The sequence below is a fragment of the Bradyrhizobium sp. LjRoot220 genome (assembly GCF_964252915.1).
Classification (GTDB): Bacteria; Pseudomonadota; Alphaproteobacteria; order Rhizobiales; family Xanthobacteraceae; genus Bradyrhizobium.
In genome coordinates this window covers 48,216-67,316 of sequence record NZ_CAXUPS020000006.1, presented here as the reverse complement: position 1 = coordinate 67,316, position 19,101 = coordinate 48,216, and the positions used below count along the sequence as shown (strand labels likewise).

The window sequence follows — 19,101 nt, the reverse complement described above, 5'->3', positions numbered from 1 at the left end:
GGGAAGCAGCATGGCTCAGAAAATCGAAGTGAAGGTCCCCGATATCGGTGACTTCAAGGACGTCGCTGTCATCGAGGTCTTGGTGAAGCTCGGCGAGACCGTCGCGGTCGACACCAGCCTGATCATGGTCGAGTCCGACAAGGCGTCGATGGAGATTCCATCGTCTCACGCCGGAGTCGTGAAGGAGGTCAAGGTCAAGGTCGACGACAAGGTGAGCGAAGGCTCGACCATCCTCGTGCTGGAGGCCACAGGCGCCGCCGCTGCGCCGACGCCCGCGCCGGCATCGCAGCCGTCCGCGGCCGCAACGCCACCAGTTGCGCCTGCCGCGGCATCCCATTCCGGCAAAGCCGACATCGAATGCGACGTGCTGGTGCTGGGCGCCGGTCCCGGTGGCTATTCGGCCGCCTTCCGCGCCGCCGATCTCGGCATGAAGACGGTGCTGGTCGAGCGCTACGATACGCTCGGAGGCGTGTGCCTCAACGTCGGCTGCATCCCGAGCAAGGCGCTGCTGCACACGGCCTCCGTGGTCGACGAGGTCAAACATCTTCCCGATCACGGCATTTCCTTTGGCGCGCCGCAGATCGACCTCGGCAAGCTGCGCGCGTTCAAGGACGGTGTGGTCAAGAAGCTGACGGGCGGCCTTGCCGGCATGGCGAAGGCCCGCAAGGTCGAGGTCGTGACCGGCGTCGGCGCCTTCCTCGACCCGCACCATCTCGAGATAGTCTCGGCCGCGGGCAAGAAGACGGTCAAGTTCGCCAACGCCATCATTGCTGCCGGCAGCCAGGCCGTGAAACTGCCGTTCCTGCCCGACGATCCGCGCATCGTCGATTCGACCGGCGCGCTGCAGCTGAAGTCGATCCCCAAGCGCATGCTGGTGATCGGCGGCGGCATCATCGGTCTCGAAATGGCGACGGTCTATTCGACGCTCGGCACACGTATCGACGTCGTCGAGATGCTCGACGGCCTGATGCAGGGCGCCGACCGCGATCTGGTCAAGGTCTGGGAGAAGATGAACGCGGGCCGTTTCGACAAGGTCATGTTGAAGACCAGGACGGTGGGCGCGAAGGCGACGGACGCCGGGATCGAGGTGAAGTTCGAATGCGAGCAGGCGCCTGCTGAGCCGCAGCTCTATGACCTCGTTCTCGTGTCGGTCGGTCGAAGTCCGAATGGCAAGAAGATCGGCGCTGAAAAAGCCGGTATCGCGGTGACCGAGCGAGGTTTCATCGATGTCGACAAGCAGATGCGCACCAACGTGGCACATATCTTCGCGATCGGAGACGTCGTTGGCCAGCCGATGCTGGCGCACAAGGCCGTGCATGAAGCCCATGTGGCCGCAGAAGTCGCGCATGGCGAGAAGTCGTATTTCGACGCGCGGCAAATTCCTTCCGTCGCCTACACCGATCCCGAAGTTGCCTGGGCCGGCAAGACCGAGGAGCAGTGCAAGGCGGAGGGCATCAAGGTCGGCAAGGCGGTGTTTCCATGGGCGGCCTCCGGTCGCGCCATCGCCAACGGCCGCGACGAGGGGTTTACGAAGCTGCTGTTCGACGCCACGACGCACCGCATCATCGGCGGCGGCATCGTCGGGACGCATGCCGGCGACCTGATCAGCGAAATCTGCCTCGCCATCGAGATGGGCTGCGAGCCGGCGGATATCGGCAAGACAATTCATCCACACCCGACACTCGGAGAGTCCATCGGTATGGCGGCCGAGATGTTCGAGGGTCATTGCACGGACCTTCCGCCACAAAAGAAAAAGTAACGCTGAGGAAGACAGTCATGGTTTCAAGAGCGTGGCGAATTCTCATCCTTCTCGCATTTGTTCTGCTTACGCCCAAGTTGGCGTCGGCGACGGAGGCTCATTGGCCCCAGGTGCTGACTCTCGGCACCGCGTCGGAAGGCGGCACCTATTACGCCTATGGCGAAGGGCTGGCCCGATTGCTCACGCAAGAACTCGGCATCGCGGTAGTGGCACGGCCGACCGGTGGCCCGATTGAGAATATCAAGCTGCTCGAGACCGGTGAAATTCAGCTGGCCTTCGTCACACAAGGCGTGGCGTTGCAAGCCTGGAACGCCGGCGCTGCCTGGACCGATGGGCGGCAATACCGAAACATGCGCGCCATGTTCGCGATGTATGACACACCGTTTCAGTTTCAGGTGCTCAGTGACTCGCGGATTCAATCGTTTGCCGATTTCGCCGGCAAGCGTATCGGTGTCGGACCCGAGGGCGGCACCACCGCCACCTACTTTCCCGAGTTCCTCAAGGCGCTGAAGATCGAGGCCACCTTAGTTCACGGCGATTGGACGGAGCTCGCGGAGAAGTCGTTGGCGCGAAGCATCGATGCGCTCGCGGTTGGCGCCGGCGTGCCGGCTCCGTTCCTTATCGATATCGAGCGAAAGGCGAAGGTGCGTTATCTCCCTCTCACGCGGCAGGAGATCGCAACGCTGCGCCTGGCGATGCCGGAACTCTCCGCATCCGTCGTCGCGGCGGGTTCGTATCCTACTTTGCGGCGCCGGTACGACACAGTCGGTCTGTTCAACTTTGCCGTTGCGCACAAGGATCTGCCGAACGATCTGGTCACGGCCATCGTCGACACGGTGTTCGCCAATAACGAGCGGATGATCGAATTTCATCCGGCGGCGGCGGAAACGATCCCCTCGAACATCGCGCGCAACAATTTCATTCCGCTACATGGTGGCGCGGTCAGTTGGTATCGCAGCAGGGTTACGCCCGGGGTCGTGCAGTCGGACTGAGAAACAGTTTCTAGGGAGGGAATCAGACATGGCAACAGCAACAACGACGGACGGTCACCATTCCGTAAAATGGTATCAGCACCTCTATGTGCAGGTTCTGGCCGCAATCACCGTTGGCATATTGCTGGGGCATTTTTATCCTCAGATCGGCGAACAGATGAAGCCGCTCGGCGATGCGTTCATCAAATGCATCAAGATGATCATCGCCCCGATCATCTTCTTCACGGTTGTGCATGGAATTGCGAGCATGCGCGACATGAAGAAGGTCGGACGTGTTGGTTTGAAGGCATTGATCTATTTTGAAGTGCTGACGACGGCTGCGCTGATCATCGGACTTGTGGTGATCAATTTGTGGAAGCCTGGCGTCGGGATGAACATCGATCTGTCGACCGTTGACACAAAATCGATCGCAGCCTTCACCGCGAGGGCGCAGGAGCAGGGCACGATCCAGTTTCTGATGGCCATTATCCCGTCGACGGTCGTCGGCGCTTTTGCCCAGGGCGAAATCTTGCAGGTGTTGTTCTTTGCGATCCTGTTTGCATTTGGGCTGCAGGCTCTCGGTCAACACGGCGAGGGCGTGCTGCGGCTGATCGACGTCGTGAGCCATGTGTTCTTCAAGATCGTGGGCTACATCATGAAAGTGGCGCCGATCGGAGCGTTCGGCGCAATGGCGTTCACGATCGGCAAGTATGGTGTTGCGACGCTGATTTCCCTAGGGAACTTCATGTTAGCGTTTTACGCAACATGCTTATTGTTCGTCTTCGTCGTGCTCGGCGCAGTTGCTGCCCTTTGCAACTTTTCGATCTTCAAGTTCATCCGTTATATCAAGGAAGAATTGCTGATCGTGCTTGGCACTTCGTCGTCGGAAACAGTGCTGCCGCGCATGATCGCCAAGATGGAAAATCTTGGCTGTGAAAAGTCGGTCGTCGGTTTAGTCATTCCGACCGGCTATTCGTTCAATCTCGATGGCACTTGTATTTACTTGACGATGGCCGCGATCTTCCTGGCGCAGGCGACCGGTACGGACCTGACGATCTGGCAAGAGCTCGGCATCATCGGTGTTCTGCTCCTGACATCCAAGGGCGCCGCCGGTGTCACGGGATCCGGCTTCATCGTTCTGGCCGCAACACTTGCATCCGTCGGGACGATTCCGGTCGCGAGCATCGCCTTGATCCTTGGCATTGACCGCTTCATGTCGGAGGCGCGCGCGCTCACCAATCTCATAGGAAATGGCGTTGCGACAGTCGTTGTCGCCAAATGGGAAGGAGCGCTCGATGAAAAGGTGCTCCATCAACGTCTAAACCAGGAGCGCGATGCAGAAGCGGACGATCCGGAGTCCGTGAAGATTGCCGATGACGAGATGGAGGCAGGCGCGCCTCGACCGGTCGTCGCTTGACCTTGAAAACGGAAGCGCAGGAAACGCTAAACGAGGAGTTGATCATGACTGAAGTAGTAATTGTGTCTGCTGCCCGAACGCCGGTCGGTGCGTTCAACGGAGCGCTCGGCTCGATCTCTGCCCATGAATTGGGGGCCATTGCCATCAAAGGCGCGCTCGAACGAGCCAAGGTCGCCCCGGAAGATGTCGATGAAGTGATCCTGGGCCAGGTACTATCTGGCGGTGAGGGGCAAAATCCTGCGCGGCAGGCCGCCATGGCGGCCGGTATTCCGCAGGAGAAGACGGCTTGGGGCATGAATCAGCTTTGCGGTTCGGGCCTGCGCTCGGTGGCGCTCGGCTTGCAGCAGATCGCCAACGACGATGCGAAAATCATCGTCGCCGGCGGCATGGAGTCCATGTCGATGGCGCCGCATCTGTCGCACATGCGCAATGGCACCAAGATGGGCGACATCAAGTTCGTCGACTCCATGCTGAAGGACGGCCTGCTGGATGCATTCCACGGTTATCACATGGGAGTCACCGCGGAGAACATCGCTGCCAAGTGGCAGATCTCCCGGGAGGAGCAGGACGCGTTCGCCACCAGTTCGCAGAACAAGGCCGAGGACGCGCAGAAGGCCGGCCGGTTCAAGGACGAGATCATTCCCGTCACCGTCAAGACCAGGAAGGGCGACGTCGTCGTCGATCAGGACGAGTATATCCGCCCGGGCACGACCCAGGACGCGCTGGCGAAACTGAAACCCGCCTTCAACAAGGAGGGCACGGTAACTGCCGGCAACGCCTCCGGTCTCAACGACGGCGCGGCCGCGCTGGTGTTGATGAGCGCCGACGAAGCCAGCAAACGCGGCCTCACGCCGCTTGCGAAGATCGTCTCCTGGGCGACCGCGGGCGTCGATCCCGCGGTGATGGGGTCCGGCCCAATTCCGGCGTCGCGCAAGGCGCTGGAAAAGGCCGGCTGGAAAGTCAGGGATCTCGATCTCGTCGAGGCCAACGAGGCTTTCGCGGCGCAGGCCCTCGCGGTCAATAAGGACATGGGTTGGGATCCGTCGATCGTGAACGTGAACGGTGGCGCCATCGCGATCGGGCATCCGATCGGCGCATCCGGCGCGCGCGTTCTGACGACGCTGCTGTTCGAGATGCAGAAGCGCGGCGCGAAGAAGGGGCTTGCCACGCTGTGCATCGGCGGCGGCATGGGCGTCGCCCTGACGGTCGAGCGCTAGACCGGCGGACGGGCCGGTCGTTCCGGCCGGAGCGAGGCGCGGACGGCACCGGGCCGCCCGCGAACGACAACGGCTCCCCGAGAGCCGGCAAATACAAGTTCAATCGATCAAAATCAGGAGGAGACCATGTCCAGAGTTGCGGTGGTGACGGGCGGTACACGAGGCATAGGTGAGGCGATCTCGATCGCGCTCAAGGCGGCCGGCTACAAGGTGGCGGCGAGCTATGCCGGCAACGATGAGGCGGCTGCGAAGTTCAAGAGCGAGACCGGCATCAACGTCTACAAATGGGACGTGTCGAGCTACGACGCCTGTGTCGCAGGGCTCAGGCAGGTCGAGGCCGATCTGGGCCCGGTGGATGTACTGGTCAACAACGCCGGTATCACCAAGGACGGCATGTTCCACAAGATGACGCCGGACCAATGGTATGCGGTCATCAACACCAACCTCAACTCGCTGTTCAACATGACGAGGCCGGTGTGGGAAGGAATGCGCGAGCGCAAGTTCGGCCGCGTGATCTGCATCTCCTCGATCAACGGCCAGAAGGGCCAGATGGGCCAGGTCAACTACTCCGCCGCCAAGGCGGGTGACATGGGCTTCGTGAAGGCACTGGCCCAGGAGGGAGCTCGCTCCGGCATCACCGTCAACACCATCTGTCCCGGGTACATCGCCACCGAGATGGTCAAGGCGATCAACCCCGAGGTCGTGGCCAAGAACATTCTTCCCCTGATCCCGGTCGGCCGTTTGGGCGAGCCGCACGAGATCGCGCGAACGGTGCTGTTCCTGGCATCGGACGATGCCGGCTTCATCACGGGCTCGACGATATCCGCAAACGGCGGCCAGAGCATGGTCTGAGGCACTGCCATGTCGACGCAGCCACAAGGGGATCTGACGACGCGAACGCTCGCCATGCCTGCGGATGCAAATCCGAGTGGCGATATCTTCGGCGGCTGGGTGCTTTCCCAAATGGATATCGCGGGTGGCATCCATGCCGGCCAGCGTGCGCAGGGGCGTGTCGCGACGGTTGCGATCGAGGCGATGCATTTCATCAAGCCGGTCCATGTCGGAGACGTTCTCTGCGTTTACGCCGCGGCCGAGCGTGTGGGGCGGACATCGCTGGCGATCCGCCTGGAAGCCTGGGCGCTGCGCCGCCGCCTGGGGGACCGTGTGAAGGTGACCGAAGGCATCTTTACGTTCGTCGCGCTCGATGCCGAAGGACGACCTGCGCCGATCGCAGACGTGACCGACGCCGCTGCCACAAATCAACACCGCACCACTCACTCATGAAGGAGACGGACATGTCTAACAACAAATCAACGCCGAACGCAGATTGGGGCCTCCCCGGGTTCGATTTCGCCAAGCTCATCGAATCCTGCCAGATCAGCGGCGTCGACATGATGTCGTTGATCGACATGGAGAAGAAGAACATCGACGCGCTCACCGAGGTCAATCGTTCGGCGTATGAGAGCTGGCGAAACCTGATGGCGCGGCAGACGGAGGTCTTCCAGGAAACCATGAAGGCGATCGCCGCCGAGGCAGGCAACGAAACCGTTGCGGGGCGGCGCGCTGAAATCGCCCGGCAGGGATTCGAGAAGGCTCTCGCCAACATGCGCCAGCTCGCCGAGACCGCGACCGAGTCTCAGAAGCAGACAATCGAAATCATGCGCCGGCGCTTCGAGGAAGGGATGGCCGCGATGCGCACCCGTGGCGGAAGCACCTGAAGGCCGCCGGCCGAGCAAGAGCAGGAGAGGGGCGCATCCGCCTCTCTAACCAAGGGTAGAATCGGGGAATATGATGGATCAGGATCAGGGACTGAGGGAAGCCGCACTCGAATATCATCGCCTGCCGACGCCGGGGAAGATCTCCGTCGTGCCCACGACGTCCATGGCAACGCAGCGCGATCTGGCGCTGGCGTATTCACCCGGCGTGGCGGAACCTTGCCTGGTCATCGCCAAGGATCCCTTGCAGGCCGATGAACTGACGGCGCGCAGCAACCTCGTGGCCGTCATCACCAACGGTACCGCCGTGCTTGGTCTCGGCAATATTGGCCCGCTGGCGAGCAAGCCGGTCATGGAAGGCAAGGCGTGCCTGTTCAAGAAGTTCGCCGGAATCGACGTATTTGATATCGAACTCGCCGAGAACGATCCTGACGCGCTGATCGAAACGATCGTCAGGATGGAGCCGACCTTCGGCGGCATCAACCTGGAGGACATCAAGGCGCCGGAATGCTTCTACATCGAACAGAAGCTCCGCGCCCGAATGAAAATTCCCGTCTTTCACGACGACCAGCATGGTACCGCGATCATCGCAGCGGCGGCGATCCTCAACGGGCTGAAGCTGGTGAAAAAGGACATCGCTGACGTCAAGCTGGTTTGCTCCGGCGCCGGTGCAGCGGCGCTTGCGTGTCTCGATCTCATTGTCAGTCTCGGGCTGCGACACGATAATATCATCGTGACCGATGCGAAGGGCGTGGTGTATGCCGGTCGCACCGAAGGCATGGACGACAATAAGGCGCGCTACGCCGTAACGACGGACGCGCGAAAGCTGGACCAGATCATCCAGTATGCGGACATTTTCCTCGGTTTGTCGGCCGGCAACGTGCTCACGCCTGACATGGTCAAGAAGATGGCGCGAGATCCCCTGATCTTCGCCATGGCCAACCCGATACCCGAAATCATGCCGGAGGACGCGCTGGCGGTCCGTCCCGATGCGATCATCGGGACGGGACGTTCGGACTACCCCAACCAGATCAACAATGTGCTGTGCTTTCCGTTCATCTTCAGGGGCGCGCTGGATTGCGGGGCGACCACGATCAATGAGGAGATGAAGCTCGCGACGGTGCGCGCACTCGCGGATCTGGCGATGACGGAGGTGCCCGAGGTGGTCGCCGTCGCTTATAAGGGAGAAGGGTTGCGTTTTGGCCGCGACTATCTCATTCCCAAGCCGTTCGACCCGCGGCTGATCGAAGTGATCGCGCCGGCGGTGGCCAAGGCCGCAGCCGACACCGGTGTCGCCAGGCGTCCGATCGCCGATATGGAGGCCTATCGTCAGAAGCTCGGCCGGTTCGTCTACCAGTCCGGCAACGCGATGCAGCCGGTCTTCTCGGTGGCGAAGGGAAGCGGCAAGTCCCTGCTTCTGGCCGAAGGCGAGGACGAGCGTGTGCTGCGCGCAGCACAAGTTATCGTCGATGAGCAGATTGGCAGACCGCTGCTTCTCGGCCGGCCTTCGACGATCGAGGAGCGGATCAAGGCCTTCGGTCTCCGGCTCAAGCCAGGCAGCGACTGCGAGATCATCGATCCGCACGACACGCAGGTCTATTCCAAGTGCGCGGAAGTGTATCATGCGCGCAGAAAGCGCGATGGCGTGTCGGCCGCGCTGGCCCTCTCGGAAACGCGAAGCGACGCGACGGTGCTCGCGTCGATCCTGCTCGAGAGGGGTATCGGCGATGCGATGCTGTGCGGGGTCATCGGAAGGACCGCCAGTCACCTCACCGCCATTCGCCACGTGATCGGGACCCGGGACGGCGTGCGCACGCTCGCCGTGATGCAGATGCTCATTCTCCCAAAGCATCAGCTGTTCATTTGCGACACGCACTGCAATCTCAATCCGACCGCCGAGCAGGTGGCCGATATTGCATTGCTGGCGGCGGCCGAGGTCAGGCGGTTCGGCATCACGCCGAGGGTGGCGCTGTTGTCGCATTCGAGCTTCGGAAGCTCCGCGGTCCCGGAAGCGCACAAGATGCGGGAGGCACGTGCGATCATTCGCGAGCGATCGCCCGACCTGGCGGTGGAAGGCGAGATGCGCGGGGATGCCGCGCTGTCGCAGTCGGTACTTGATCACGAGTTTTCCGATTCCGGCTTCGTGGGTCCGGCGAATGTGCTGGTGATGCCGAATCTCGATGCCGCCAATATCTCCTACAATTTGTTGCGGATGGCGGCGGGACAGGGGCTGACCGTAGGAGGCATTCTGCTCGGGGCAGCAAAGCCGGCCCATATCCTCACACCATCGTCCACGGTGCGGCGCATCGTGAACATGGCTGCCGTCGCGGTCGCAGACGCCGTTTCGGAGCGGGCTTGATCGGCAAGACGCGGTTAGACGAGCTGTGAACTCGATCGGTTGAGGCCATCATGAGCGAACCGCAGTTGGGAAAATCCCGAATCGTGATCGTCGGAGGCGGAGCCGGCGGATTGGAGCTGGCGACGCGTCTCGGCGACAAATACGGGCGCAAGGGAAAGCTGGACATCACGCTGATCGAGCGAAACCGCACGCATGTGTGGAAGCCGAAGCTCCACGAGATTGCCGCGGGGAGCATGGATATATCAGCTCACGAGGTCGACTATCTTGCGCAATCCTACTGGCACGGCTTTCGTTACCGGATCGGGGAGATGACCGGGATCGATCGGGATCGCCGTCAGGTGCAGGTGGCGCCGTATTTCGACGCTGAGGGCCGCGAGGTCACGCCGAAGCGGACCTTTGGCTATGATGTCCTTGTCATCGCAGTCGGAAGCCAGAACAACGACTTTGGCACGCCTGGCGTCGTCGAGCATGCGATCAAGCTCGAATCGCAGTCGGACGCACGTCGATTCCACGAAAGAATGGTCAATGCGTGCATCCGTGCGCACGCCCAATCGTCGCCGCTGGGAGCGCACCAGTTGAAAGTCGCAATCATCGGCGCCGGCGCGACCGGCGTTGAACTTGCGGCCGAGCTCCACAGAACGACGCGTGAAGTGGTGGCGTATGGCCTCGATCAGGTCGATCCCCAGAAGGACATCAGGATTACGCTGATTGAAGCCGCCGAACGGGTGCTGCCCGCCTTGCCCGAACGGGTTTCGAAAGAGACGGAAAAGTTGCTCGTCAGGCTCGGTGTCAATCTGCTGGTGGGCGCCAAGGTCTCCGAGGTCGGCGCCGACCGTGTGAACCTGACGGACGGCCGGACGATCCCCGCCGAATTGATCGTCTGGGCTGCGGGAGTCAAGGCGCCCGACGTTCTGAAGGATATCGCCGGACTCGAAACCAACCGCATCAATCAGCTCGTCGTTCGGCCGACGCTGCAAACAACGCGCGACGACGGCATCTTTGCAATCGGCGACTGCGCGGCCTGCTCATGGGGCAAGCGCGGCAATGTACCGCCTCGCGCACAGGCGGCTCATCAGCAGGCCTCCCACCTCTATTCACAGATTCCGCAATATCTGCAGGGCAAACCGCTCAAGGACTATCGGTATCGGGACTTCGGATCACTGGTGTCGCTCGGCGAATTCAGCACTGTCGGCTCGATGATGGGGGCGCTCGTTGGCGGCAACCTTGTATTCGCAGGCATCTTCGCAAGGATGATGTACCTGTCGCTCTACAAGATGCACGAGCACGCGCTGCATGGTTCGGTGAAGGTTGCGCTCGACACGCTGGCCCGCCTGATTACCCGCCGCACCGAGCCGCACGTGAAGCTCCATTGATTGCAGGGCATGATTGGGATGGATGCTTTGTCGGCCGTTGTGCACTTGTTTGGCGGTGAGGCACTGCGCCGAACCTGGAGGGAAAGCTGATGGACGTCGTGGTCCTTGCGCGCATCCAGTTCGCCGCCAATATCACGTTCCACATTCTGTTTCCCTCGATTTCGATCGCGCTGGGCTGGGTTCTGCTGTTCTTTCGGCTAAAGCACCTGCGCGCGACCGACCCGCAGCAGAAAGTGGATTGGCTGCGCGCCTACCGGCTCTGGACCAAGATATTCGCCCTGACATTCGCGCTCGGGGTCGTCAGCGGCGTCACCATGAGCTTCCAGTTCGGCACCAACTGGCCGGGCTACATGGAGCGCGTCGGCAATATCGCCGGCCCGCTGCTCGGCTATGAAGTGCTGACCGCCTTCTTTCTGGAAGCTGGCTTTCTCGGCGTGATGCTGTTCGGCCACCGTCGGGTCGGTGAGATGATTCACCTTGGATCGACCTTTCTGGTCGCCTTCGGTACGATGCTGAGCGCATTCTGGATCCTTGCTCTCAATTCCTGGATGCAGACGCCGGCGGGATACGAAATAATCGATGGCCAGTTTCACGCGCGAAACTGGCTGGAAATCATCTTCAATCCGTCCTTCCCGTATCGCTTCGTCCACATGATGCTGGCATCCGCGCTGACCTGCGCGTTCCTGCTCATCGGGATCAGCGCCTGGCAAATTCTCAAGGGGGTCGCGATGGCCAGCGCGTCACGCGTATTGCGGACCGGGCTGATACTCGCCTCCCTGGCTATGCCGGCGCAAATAGTGGCGGGTGATCTTCACGGGCTCAATACGCTCAAGCATCAGCCGCAGAAGGTCGCGGCGATGGAAGGCGTTTGGGAAACAACGCGCGGGGCGCCGCTTCTTCTGTTCGCGATCCCAGACGATGCGACGAGATCGAACCGATTCGAGCTGGGCGTGCCGAAACTTGCGAGCCTGATCCTGCGGCATGATGCTGACGGCGAGATCAAGGGACTGAACGAGTTTCCATCGGCTCATCCGCCGGTCTTTCCGGTGTTCTGGTGTTTCCGGATCATGGTCGGGACCGGCATCCTGATGCTGCTTGTCGCCTGGATCGGTCTGTGGAGGCATTGGCGCGATCGATGGGATTTCGCCCGAATGCCACGGCCAATGCTCAAGCTGTTTGCCGCGATGACCTTTTCAGGTTGGGTCGCGACCATCGCGGGATGGTACGTCACGGAGATCGGGCGCCAGCCCTTCATCGTTGCCGGCCTCATTCGAACCAGCGACGTCGCCTCTCGTGTGCCTTCGTCGAGCATTGCCGTGACGCTCAGCATCTACATTGCGGTCTATCTGGCGCTGCTCGTCGCTTATGTCGGCGTACTGAAGCACATGTCGGAAACGTCAGAAAAGAAGCCGGGCATGTTCGCATCGGAGGGCTTGGCGGAGGGCCCGCGGGAGTATCAGCGCCAGGAGGAATTCGTATGATCTCAATGTCGTTCGACGAACTGCTCCCGCTGATCTTCATCGGCCTGATGGGGATGTCGCTGCTCATCTACGTCGTGAGCGACGGATACGATCTCGGGGTCGGCATGCTGATGCATCGGGCGACGCCCGAAGAGCGGAATACCATGGTTGCATCCATCGGTCCGTTCTGGGATGCCAACGAAACCTGGCTGGTTCTTGGCGTCGGCCTGCTCCTGATTGCCTTCCCCAAGGCGCATGGATTGGTGCTGTCCGAACTGTATCTGCCGACAGCCCTCATGCTGGTTGGCCTGATCCTGCGCGGCGCGGCCTTTGATTTCAGGGTCAAGGGCAAGGCCAGCCGGAAGGCGATGTGGGATCGCCTGTTCATCGCCGGATCGATGCTCGCGTCCGTGTGTCAGGGCTGGATGCTCGGCCGCTACATCAGCGGCTTCGGCGAGGGCTGGAACTATCCGATCTTTGCGGGCGCCATTGCGGTGGCGCTGCCGATGGCATACGCGCTGCTCGGCGCGACATGGCTGGTGATGAAGACGGACGGCGAACTTCAGGAAAAGGCGATCGAGTGGAGCAAGATTGCCTGGCCGCCGATGGTCGTGGGCTTGATACTGATCTCGATGGCAACGCCGTGGATCAGCGAGACCGTTCGTGTCAGATGGTTTACATTGCCGGCGATGATTGCGGTGGTGTCGATCCCGATCACGACGGGCATTGCACTGTTGGCGGCGCGCCTCCTGCTCGGGTCGCCGGCCGTGCGCGGCAGCCTGTGCTGGCTGCCCTTCGCATTGCTGGTGCTGGTCTTCTTCCTGAGCTTCCTCGGCCTCAGCTACAGCATCTATCCCTTCGTGGTGATCGACAGGCTCACCGTCTGGCAAGCCGCCAGCAGCCCCGAGTCGCTCAAAATTATCCTGATCGGGGTTTGCGTCACGTTGCCTGTCATTATCGCCTACACCGGATTTTCCTATCGCGTATTCCGGGGCAAGACCATAGAGTTAGACTATGCATGAGCGGTCGTCCGTCGTGGCTGGCGCTCCTCGGATTTGTCTGGTTGCCGAGATGACGGACCTTCCATCGCTGGTGAACATCAAGGGGAGTTCCGAAATCAGTTCGGTGGCGCCTGGTTCGACGCGTTGGCTTGTGCGCGGAGCAATTGCAGTCGCGCTGGTCATGGCCGCTTCGTGGCTCGGATATGCAGTGGCTTTTCAGCGCGGACTGGAGTATTTGCGCGCCGCCGCCCAGCAGCGGCTGGCCGTGGAGGCCGTCCGGCTCGACGGTCATCTTTCAAGATTTGAATACCTGCCGTCCTTGCTCGAGACGTCCCCCAGTGTCTTCCGGCTGCTCGGCGCGCCCGGCGATCCCGCACTGCGGCAAACCGTCAGCCAGTACTTGAAGTCGATCAATCTGCTTGCGGGAGCCGAAAATCTCTACGTCCTCGGCGTCTCCGGCGATACGCTGGCCGCGGCTGATTTCGAGCAGCCGGGCACGCCGTTTGGCCAAAACCTGTCGTACCGTCCCTATGTCAGCGAGGCTCTTTCGAAAGGTCGAGGGACGTTCTTCGGCGTCGGCATTACCAGCGCGCGCGCCGGCTACTATCTCTCCTATGCCCTGAAGGACGGCGGGGAGACGAGGGGTGTTGCCACCGTCAAGGTCAACCTGGAATCGTTCGAGCATGGATGGCGCGACGTTGAGAGCGATATCCTTTTGCTCGACGAACGCCGGGTCGCGATACTCTCGTCCCGCGACGCGTGGCGCTTTCGTCCGATGGCGCCGGTGTCGCATCAGATGCGCGATGAGATTTCGCGATCCAAACCGTACGGCAACCACGAACTGACGCCGCTCGGATGGACCTTCGTCGCCCAGTTCTCGGATGGCGCTGCACGCATCGCCGCAGAAAACGGCGCGGCCTACACCCTCAGCGAACGGCCAATCAACCGCGGTCTGTGGAAGCTGGTCCTGCTCGACGATGAGGCGCCGACGCGGCAGACCGCGCTGATCATCGGCGCGATGTCGGGCCTCGCCTGCATCGTTGCGTTGCTGGCGGCCGGTCTGGTCGAGCAGCGCAGGCGAGCGATCAAGCAACGCCTGGCCAACCAGGCGGCGTTGCAGGCGGCAAACGACATGCTCGAGATCAGGGTGCAGGAACGAACCGCCGAACTGCGGGCCGCGCAGGATGATTTGGTCCATGCCGGCAAGCTCGCCGCCCTCGGCCAGATGTCGGCCGGAATCGTGCATGAACTCAACCAGCCTCTGGCCGCCCTGCAGACGGCCGCCGACAATGCCGTTCTGCTCGTCGACCGCGGGTCGATCGGCGATGCCCGCGGAAATCTCACTCGAATTGGCGAATTGATACGCCGGCTCGGACGTTTGACCGGCCAACTGCGGGTCTTCGCATACAAGTCAAGCAGCCCGCTTGACGCGGTCTCCGTCGAACATGCCGTGGCCGAATCGCTCAAGATACTCGCCGGGCGCGTCAAGGAAGGGGGAGTGACCGTCGTGACCGACGTTGACGCGACTATCTGCGTCGTCGCCGATCAGACGCGGCTTGAGCAGCTGTTGTGCAACATCGTGGCGAATGCGCTGGACGCCGTGGAGAGCACGGACCGGAAGTCGATCCTGATCCGTGCGCGCCGGGAAGAGGGGCAGACCGCGCGCTGCCGCATCGTTATCAGCAACAGCGGTCCTGCAATCGCGCCCGATGTCCTGCAGCGCATGTTCGAACCGTTTGTGACGACCAAGCCTGCGGGCAAAGGGCTCGGTCTTGGTCTTATGCTCTCCAACCACATCGCGCACTCCTTTGGCGGCGAACTGCGCGCACGAAACCTGACGCCATGCGGCGCCGAATTTGTAGTGACCCTTCCATTGGCTGGCACATCAGAGGTTTCGCATGAGCGATGACCAATCGATCGGCGTGATCTACGTCGAAGACGACAACGATGTCCGGATCGGCGGCGTTCAGGCGCTTGAACTTGCCGGGTTTTCCGTCTCGGGGTTCGCCTCGGTCGAGGCCGCCAGCGTGTCGGTCCGTGCCGACATGCCGTTCGTCGTGGTCTGCGACGTACGTCTGCGTGGCAAGAGCGGCCTTGAATGGCAATCCGATCTGCACAGGTTGGATCAGGATCTGCCGGTGATCCTGATCACCGGCCACGGCGATATTTCCATGGCCGTGCAGGCGATGCGAAACGGCGCCTACGACTTCATCGAGAAGCCGTGCTCGTCGGAGCAGCTCGTCTCCGTGGTGCGCAGGGCGGTCGAAAAGAGACGGTTGACCCTGGAAGTGCGCGCGTTGCGATCCGTCCTTGCGGATCGCCAGGGCATCGAGGCGAGCCTGCTGGGCCGGTCGCCGCAGATATTGGAAGTGCGCAGGCTTGTATCCACATTGGCCGCGACCAATGTCGACGTCACGATCTATGGCGAAACTGGAACCGGAAAGGATGTGGTTGCGCGCTGTCTCCACAATCACAGCGGGCGACGCGGCGGCCATTATGTCGCGGTGAACTGCGGCGGCCTCCCCGAATCGCTGGTCGAGAGTGAGTTGTTCGGCCATGAGGTAGGAGCGTTCACCGGCGCCACCCGTCAGCGTATCGGAAAGATCGAATATGCGAATGGCGGAACGCTGTTCCTCGACGAAATCGAGAGCATGCCGCTGAGCGTGCAGGTGAAGTTGCTGAGGTCGCTGCAGGATCGATCGATCGAACGCGTCGGAACGAACAAGCCGATCTCGGTGGATTGCCGCGTCGTTGCGGCGAGCAAGACGAATTTACTCGAGTTGAGCGAGAAGCGGTTGTTTCGCGCCGATCTCTACTATCGCCTTGGCGTCGCATTCATCGAACTGCCGCCGCTTCGCGAGCGCCGCGAAGACATTCCCCTGCTGTTCGAGCACTTCACGCTGGACGCCGCCAGACGGTTCGAGCGCGACGCGCCGATACTGGACGAGCAGACGCTGTCCGTCTTGCTGGCCTATTCGTGGCCGGGAAACGTACGGGAGCTCCGTAACGTCGCCGATCGCTTCGTACTTGGCGTGCTCGACGGCAAGGTCATCAACAAGCCCGGGTTGGGTGCATCGGATGTGTCGCTGCCTCGACAGTTGGAGAACATCGAGCGGTCGATCATCGAGGACGCGCTGCGGCGCAAGCAGGGCGACGTTCAGGCGACGGCAACGCTTTTGGGCATCCCGAAGCAGACGTTGTACGACAAGATCAAACGCCTTTCCGTCAACGTTGACGGGATCAGGGAAGGCTCAACCGTTCGCGCTGGATCCTGAGACCCCGGCGAACCATTGCGACGGGCGAGCACGCTGACCGAACCCGTGCCTTTGGCCTGACATGGCGAGCGGCGATGGCACGAGAACAAAAGGGCGCCGGATAGAAGCGGCCCGCAACCGGAAACGAACGAACCATTCAATCTTGCGAGGGAAGCGATGAATCGGCCATTCAATATGCCTGACGAGTTTGTCGAAGGATTCATGAAAGCGGGTGCGAGCCTGTGGCGGTCGCTAGGATGGACACCGAATGGCGATCGTGACGGCGCGGGCCTCGGCGCAACGCTGAATTCATCGGGGCGCATCGCCGAATTGCAGGCTGACCACCTGATGCGCCTGTACCAACTCACGGAACAGGTCATCAAATCGGCTGCAGGCGTGCAGGGCGAAGGCAGCGTCGAGCCGGCGCGCGGCGATCGCAGGTTCAACGCCACGGAATGGCGGGACAATCCGCTCCATAGTCTGCTGAAGCAATGCTATCTGCTGAATTCGCGCTATTGCACCGACTTCGTCGAAGCGCTGGATCTGGACGAAAAGGAGAAGCATCGGCTGCGTTTCTTCACGCGCCAACTCGTCGAAGCGATGAGTCCGACCAATTTTCTTGCCACCAATCCCGACGTCATCAAGCTCGCGACGGACACCGAAGGCCAAAGCCTCAAGGCAGGCCTGGACAATTTGATGTCGGATCTGGGCAGGGGCAGCCTGACGATCACGGACGAGGGCGCTTTCGAGGTCGGGAAAGACGTCGCGACGTCCAGGGGCGCCGTCGTATTCGAGAACGACCTGTTTCAACTGATTCAATATGAACCGGCGACCGAGCAGGTGGCCGTGCGGCCATTGCTGATCGTGCCGCCCTGCATCAACAAGTTCTATATTCTTGACCTTCAGCCGGCCAATTCCTTTGTCCGGTTCGCGGTCGAGAACGGCATGACGGTCTTCATCGTTTCCTGGCGCAACCCGGATGCCTCTTGCGGGCATTTTGGATGGGATGATTACGTCGAGCATGGCGCCATGCGCGCCGTCGAGATCGCCCGATCGGTTTCCGGTGCTGACAAGGTCAACGTGGTCGGTTGGTGCGTTGGCGGAACGATCCTGTCGTCTGCCCTCGCTATCCTGCGGACGCGAGGTGACGAATCGGTCGCCAGCGTGACACTGCTGACGACCATGCTCGATTTCCGCGAGCCGGGTGACCTCGGCGTATTTGTGGACGAGGATAGCGTGCGACAGCGTGAGCAGACCATTGGGAATGGAGGCATCTACCGCGGTTCTGAACTCGGGTTCGTCTTCCAGACCCTGCGCTCGAAAGAGCTGATATGGCCGAACGTGGTCAACAATTACCTGAAGGGGAAGTCGCCCGAGCGTTTCGATCTCCTGTTCTGGAATGCCGACGTGACGAATCTGCCGGGACCGATGTACTGCTGGTACATCAGGAACATGTACCTGGAGAACAATCTCCGGCACCCGAACAGGTTGACGGTGTGCAACACGTCAGTCGATTTGGGGCGGGTCGACCTGCCTGCCTATGTTCTGGCGACCGTCGAGGACCATATCGTGCCGTGGCGGTCCGCCTATCGGACGACGGGCCTGTTCCGCGGTGACACTCGCTTTGTTCTCGGCGCGAGCGGACATATCGCCGGTGTGATCAATCCGGCGTCGAAGAACAAGCGAAGCTATTGGGTATCGACCGATCGGTGCGACGACCCGGCGACATGGCTGGCCGGTGCCGATGAAAAGCCCGGCAGCTGGTGGAACGACTGGATCGGCTGGCTCAAGCCGCGGGCGGAAGAGCAACTGCCGGCGCGCGCGCAACTCGGCAGCAACCTCTACCCTCCCGGTGAATCTGCGCCCGGCCGATATGTGAGGGAAAAGGCCGACTGACAGGATCAATACTGAGCGTGGATATTCGCGTAACCAAATAGTTTTTATCGGCTTGCGTCTAGCTGGCTGCAGTTTGCCCAAACTGGCCCATGATTGATTGGAGCGAGAATTAAAGTTTTTCAAAGCGTTAGAAGGCGGCGTGTACACGACGTGTGCACCTGGCGATCGAAGACAATCTAGCAGCATCCAGCTTGACCGGGCGAACTGAGCGCGCTGCGGTGTTAGCGGCGGGCCGGCGTTTCAGGTGATGTGATTGCAGCTCAGCAAGCCATTATTGGCGATGCCGGCGAGTGGAGAATCGAAAAATCAGTAGTTGCGGAACGGCCGCTCGTGGCGCAAAGCGGCCATGCAACGATACTTCGACAATACCCGACTGCCACCGTGTCAGCAGTTACACAAAGACCGGCGTGCCGACGTCGCACATGATTTGAGTTGGGTGCCGGCCCCGCACCGACGTCAGATTTTCAGATCCTCTTTCGGTCCTCACAAAGGTCCATCGCGTATGTCAGTGACGCCTCACCGATTGGTGGCAATATACTTAGGCTTGGCCACCTGCTCGCAGGTAGGCGATCTAGCCTGCGATCCTGATGAGCGCGCGCTCAAGGGACGCAAGGAAGAGGTCAACACGTTCGGCTTGGCAAAAGAGCGGAGGGTGCACTTTGAGTGAATCCTCGTTGGC

General features: G+C 61.2%; 14 protein-coding genes. All 14 read left to right on the top strand.

What is annotated here, in order from left to right; translation table 11 throughout:
* The first annotated feature begins 10 nt into the window (after positions 1-10).
* The 14 genes from lpdA (at position 11) to phaC (ending at position 18,422) form a co-directional block, all read left to right on the top strand.
* On the top strand, positions 11-1,759 hold the full coding sequence (gene lpdA / locus ACSQ84_RS23765; RefSeq protein ID WP_436214151.1) for a dihydrolipoyl dehydrogenase: 1,749 nt from the start codon (positions 11-13) through the stop codon (positions 1,757-1,759).
* Positions 1,760-1,776: 17 nt separating this feature from the next.
* Positions 1,777-2,751, top strand: coding sequence for a TAXI family TRAP transporter solute-binding subunit (locus ACSQ84_RS23760; RefSeq protein WP_436214493.1), 975 nt, complete (start codon positions 1,777-1,779; stop codon positions 2,749-2,751).
* 28 nt (positions 2,752-2,779) lie between these two features.
* Positions 2,780-4,147, top strand: coding sequence for a dicarboxylate/amino acid:cation symporter (locus tag ACSQ84_RS23755; RefSeq protein WP_436214150.1), 1,368 nt, complete (start codon positions 2,780-2,782; stop codon positions 4,145-4,147).
* A gap of 44 nt (positions 4,148-4,191) precedes the next feature.
* Positions 4,192-5,364 (top strand): acetyl-CoA C-acetyltransferase, encoded by a 1,173-nt coding sequence (locus tag ACSQ84_RS23750; protein WP_436214149.1) that lies wholly within the window; start codon positions 4,192-4,194, stop codon positions 5,362-5,364.
* A 126-nt stretch (positions 5,365-5,490) separates the two neighbouring features.
* On the top strand, positions 5,491-6,216 hold the full coding sequence (gene phbB, locus ACSQ84_RS23745; protein WP_436214148.1) for an acetoacetyl-CoA reductase: 726 nt from the start codon (positions 5,491-5,493) through the stop codon (positions 6,214-6,216).
* Between the two features lie 9 nt (positions 6,217-6,225).
* Positions 6,226-6,648 (top strand): acyl-CoA thioesterase, encoded by a 423-nt coding sequence (locus ACSQ84_RS23740; protein WP_436214147.1) that lies wholly within the window; start codon positions 6,226-6,228, stop codon positions 6,646-6,648.
* An 11-nt stretch (positions 6,649-6,659) separates the two neighbouring features.
* Positions 6,660-7,082, top strand: coding sequence for a TIGR01841 family phasin (gene phaP, locus ACSQ84_RS23735; protein WP_436214146.1), 423 nt, complete (start codon positions 6,660-6,662; stop codon positions 7,080-7,082).
* Positions 7,083-7,155: 73 nt separating this feature from the next.
* Positions 7,156-9,438 (top strand): NADP-dependent malic enzyme, encoded by a 2,283-nt coding sequence (locus tag ACSQ84_RS23730; RefSeq protein ID WP_436214145.1) that lies wholly within the window; start codon positions 7,156-7,158, stop codon positions 9,436-9,438.
* A 50-nt stretch (positions 9,439-9,488) separates the two neighbouring features.
* Entirely contained in the window at positions 9,489-10,811 is a 1,323-nt protein-coding gene (locus ACSQ84_RS23725; protein WP_436214144.1) for an NAD(P)/FAD-dependent oxidoreductase, read from the top strand.
* 89 nt (positions 10,812-10,900) lie between these two features.
* Entirely contained in the window at positions 10,901-12,292 is a 1,392-nt protein-coding gene (locus tag ACSQ84_RS23720) for a cytochrome ubiquinol oxidase subunit I (RefSeq protein WP_436214143.1), read from the top strand.
* Positions 12,289-13,293, top strand: coding sequence for a cytochrome d ubiquinol oxidase subunit II (locus ACSQ84_RS23715; protein ID WP_436214142.1), 1,005 nt, complete (start codon positions 12,289-12,291; stop codon positions 13,291-13,293). Before ACSQ84_RS23720 ends, ACSQ84_RS23715 begins: the two co-directional genes overlap by 4 nt.
* Before the next feature lie 49 nt (positions 13,294-13,342).
* The gene (locus ACSQ84_RS23710) at positions 13,343-15,181 is read left to right on the top strand and encodes a sensor histidine kinase (RefSeq protein WP_436214141.1); all 1,839 of its coding nucleotides are present in this window, start codon (positions 13,343-13,345) and stop codon (positions 15,179-15,181) included.
* Positions 15,171-16,547: a sigma-54-dependent transcriptional regulator gene (locus ACSQ84_RS23705; protein WP_436214140.1), complete on the top strand. Its 1,377-nt coding sequence runs from the start codon at positions 15,171-15,173 to the stop codon at positions 16,545-16,547. The genes ACSQ84_RS23710 and ACSQ84_RS23705 overlap by 11 nt, the downstream gene beginning before the upstream one ends.
* A gap of 156 nt (positions 16,548-16,703) precedes the next feature.
* A complete protein-coding gene (phaC, locus tag ACSQ84_RS23700; protein WP_436214139.1) occupies positions 16,704-18,422 on the top strand; it encodes a class I poly(R)-hydroxyalkanoic acid synthase in 1,719 nt (572 codons plus the stop codon).
* Positions 18,423-19,101: the final 679 nt, after the last annotated feature.

Excerpts from the sequence above, each read along its gene's own strand:
- lpdA (WP_436214151.1), top strand. The coding sequence starts at position 11 with ATGGCTCAGAAAATCGAAGTGAAGGTCCCCGATATCGGTGACTTCAAG.
- ACSQ84_RS23760 (WP_436214493.1), top strand. The coding sequence starts at position 1,777 with ATGGTTTCAAGAGCGTGGCGAATTCTCATCCTTCTCGCATTTGTTCTG.
- ACSQ84_RS23755 (WP_436214150.1), top strand. The coding sequence starts at position 2,780 with ATGGCAACAGCAACAACGACGGACGGTCACCATTCCGTAAAATGGTAT.
- ACSQ84_RS23750 (WP_436214149.1), top strand. The coding sequence starts at position 4,192 with ATGACTGAAGTAGTAATTGTGTCTGCTGCCCGAACGCCGGTCGGTGCG.
- phbB (WP_436214148.1), top strand. The coding sequence starts at position 5,491 with ATGTCCAGAGTTGCGGTGGTGACGGGCGGTACACGAGGCATAGGTGAG.
- ACSQ84_RS23740 (WP_436214147.1), top strand. The coding sequence starts at position 6,226 with ATGTCGACGCAGCCACAAGGGGATCTGACGACGCGAACGCTCGCCATG.
- phaP (WP_436214146.1), top strand. The coding sequence starts at position 6,660 with ATGTCTAACAACAAATCAACGCCGAACGCAGATTGGGGCCTCCCCGGG.
- ACSQ84_RS23730 (WP_436214145.1), top strand. The coding sequence starts at position 7,156 with ATGGATCAGGATCAGGGACTGAGGGAAGCCGCACTCGAATATCATCGC.
- ACSQ84_RS23725 (WP_436214144.1), top strand. The coding sequence starts at position 9,489 with ATGAGCGAACCGCAGTTGGGAAAATCCCGAATCGTGATCGTCGGAGGC.
- ACSQ84_RS23720 (WP_436214143.1), top strand. The coding sequence starts at position 10,901 with ATGGACGTCGTGGTCCTTGCGCGCATCCAGTTCGCCGCCAATATCACG.
- ACSQ84_RS23715 (WP_436214142.1), top strand. The coding sequence starts at position 12,289 with ATGATCTCAATGTCGTTCGACGAACTGCTCCCGCTGATCTTCATCGGC.
- ACSQ84_RS23710 (WP_436214141.1), top strand. The coding sequence starts at position 13,343 with ATGACGGACCTTCCATCGCTGGTGAACATCAAGGGGAGTTCCGAAATC.
- ACSQ84_RS23705 (WP_436214140.1), top strand. The coding sequence starts at position 15,171 with ATGAGCGATGACCAATCGATCGGCGTGATCTACGTCGAAGACGACAAC.
- phaC (WP_436214139.1), top strand. The coding sequence starts at position 16,704 with ATGAATCGGCCATTCAATATGCCTGACGAGTTTGTCGAAGGATTCATG.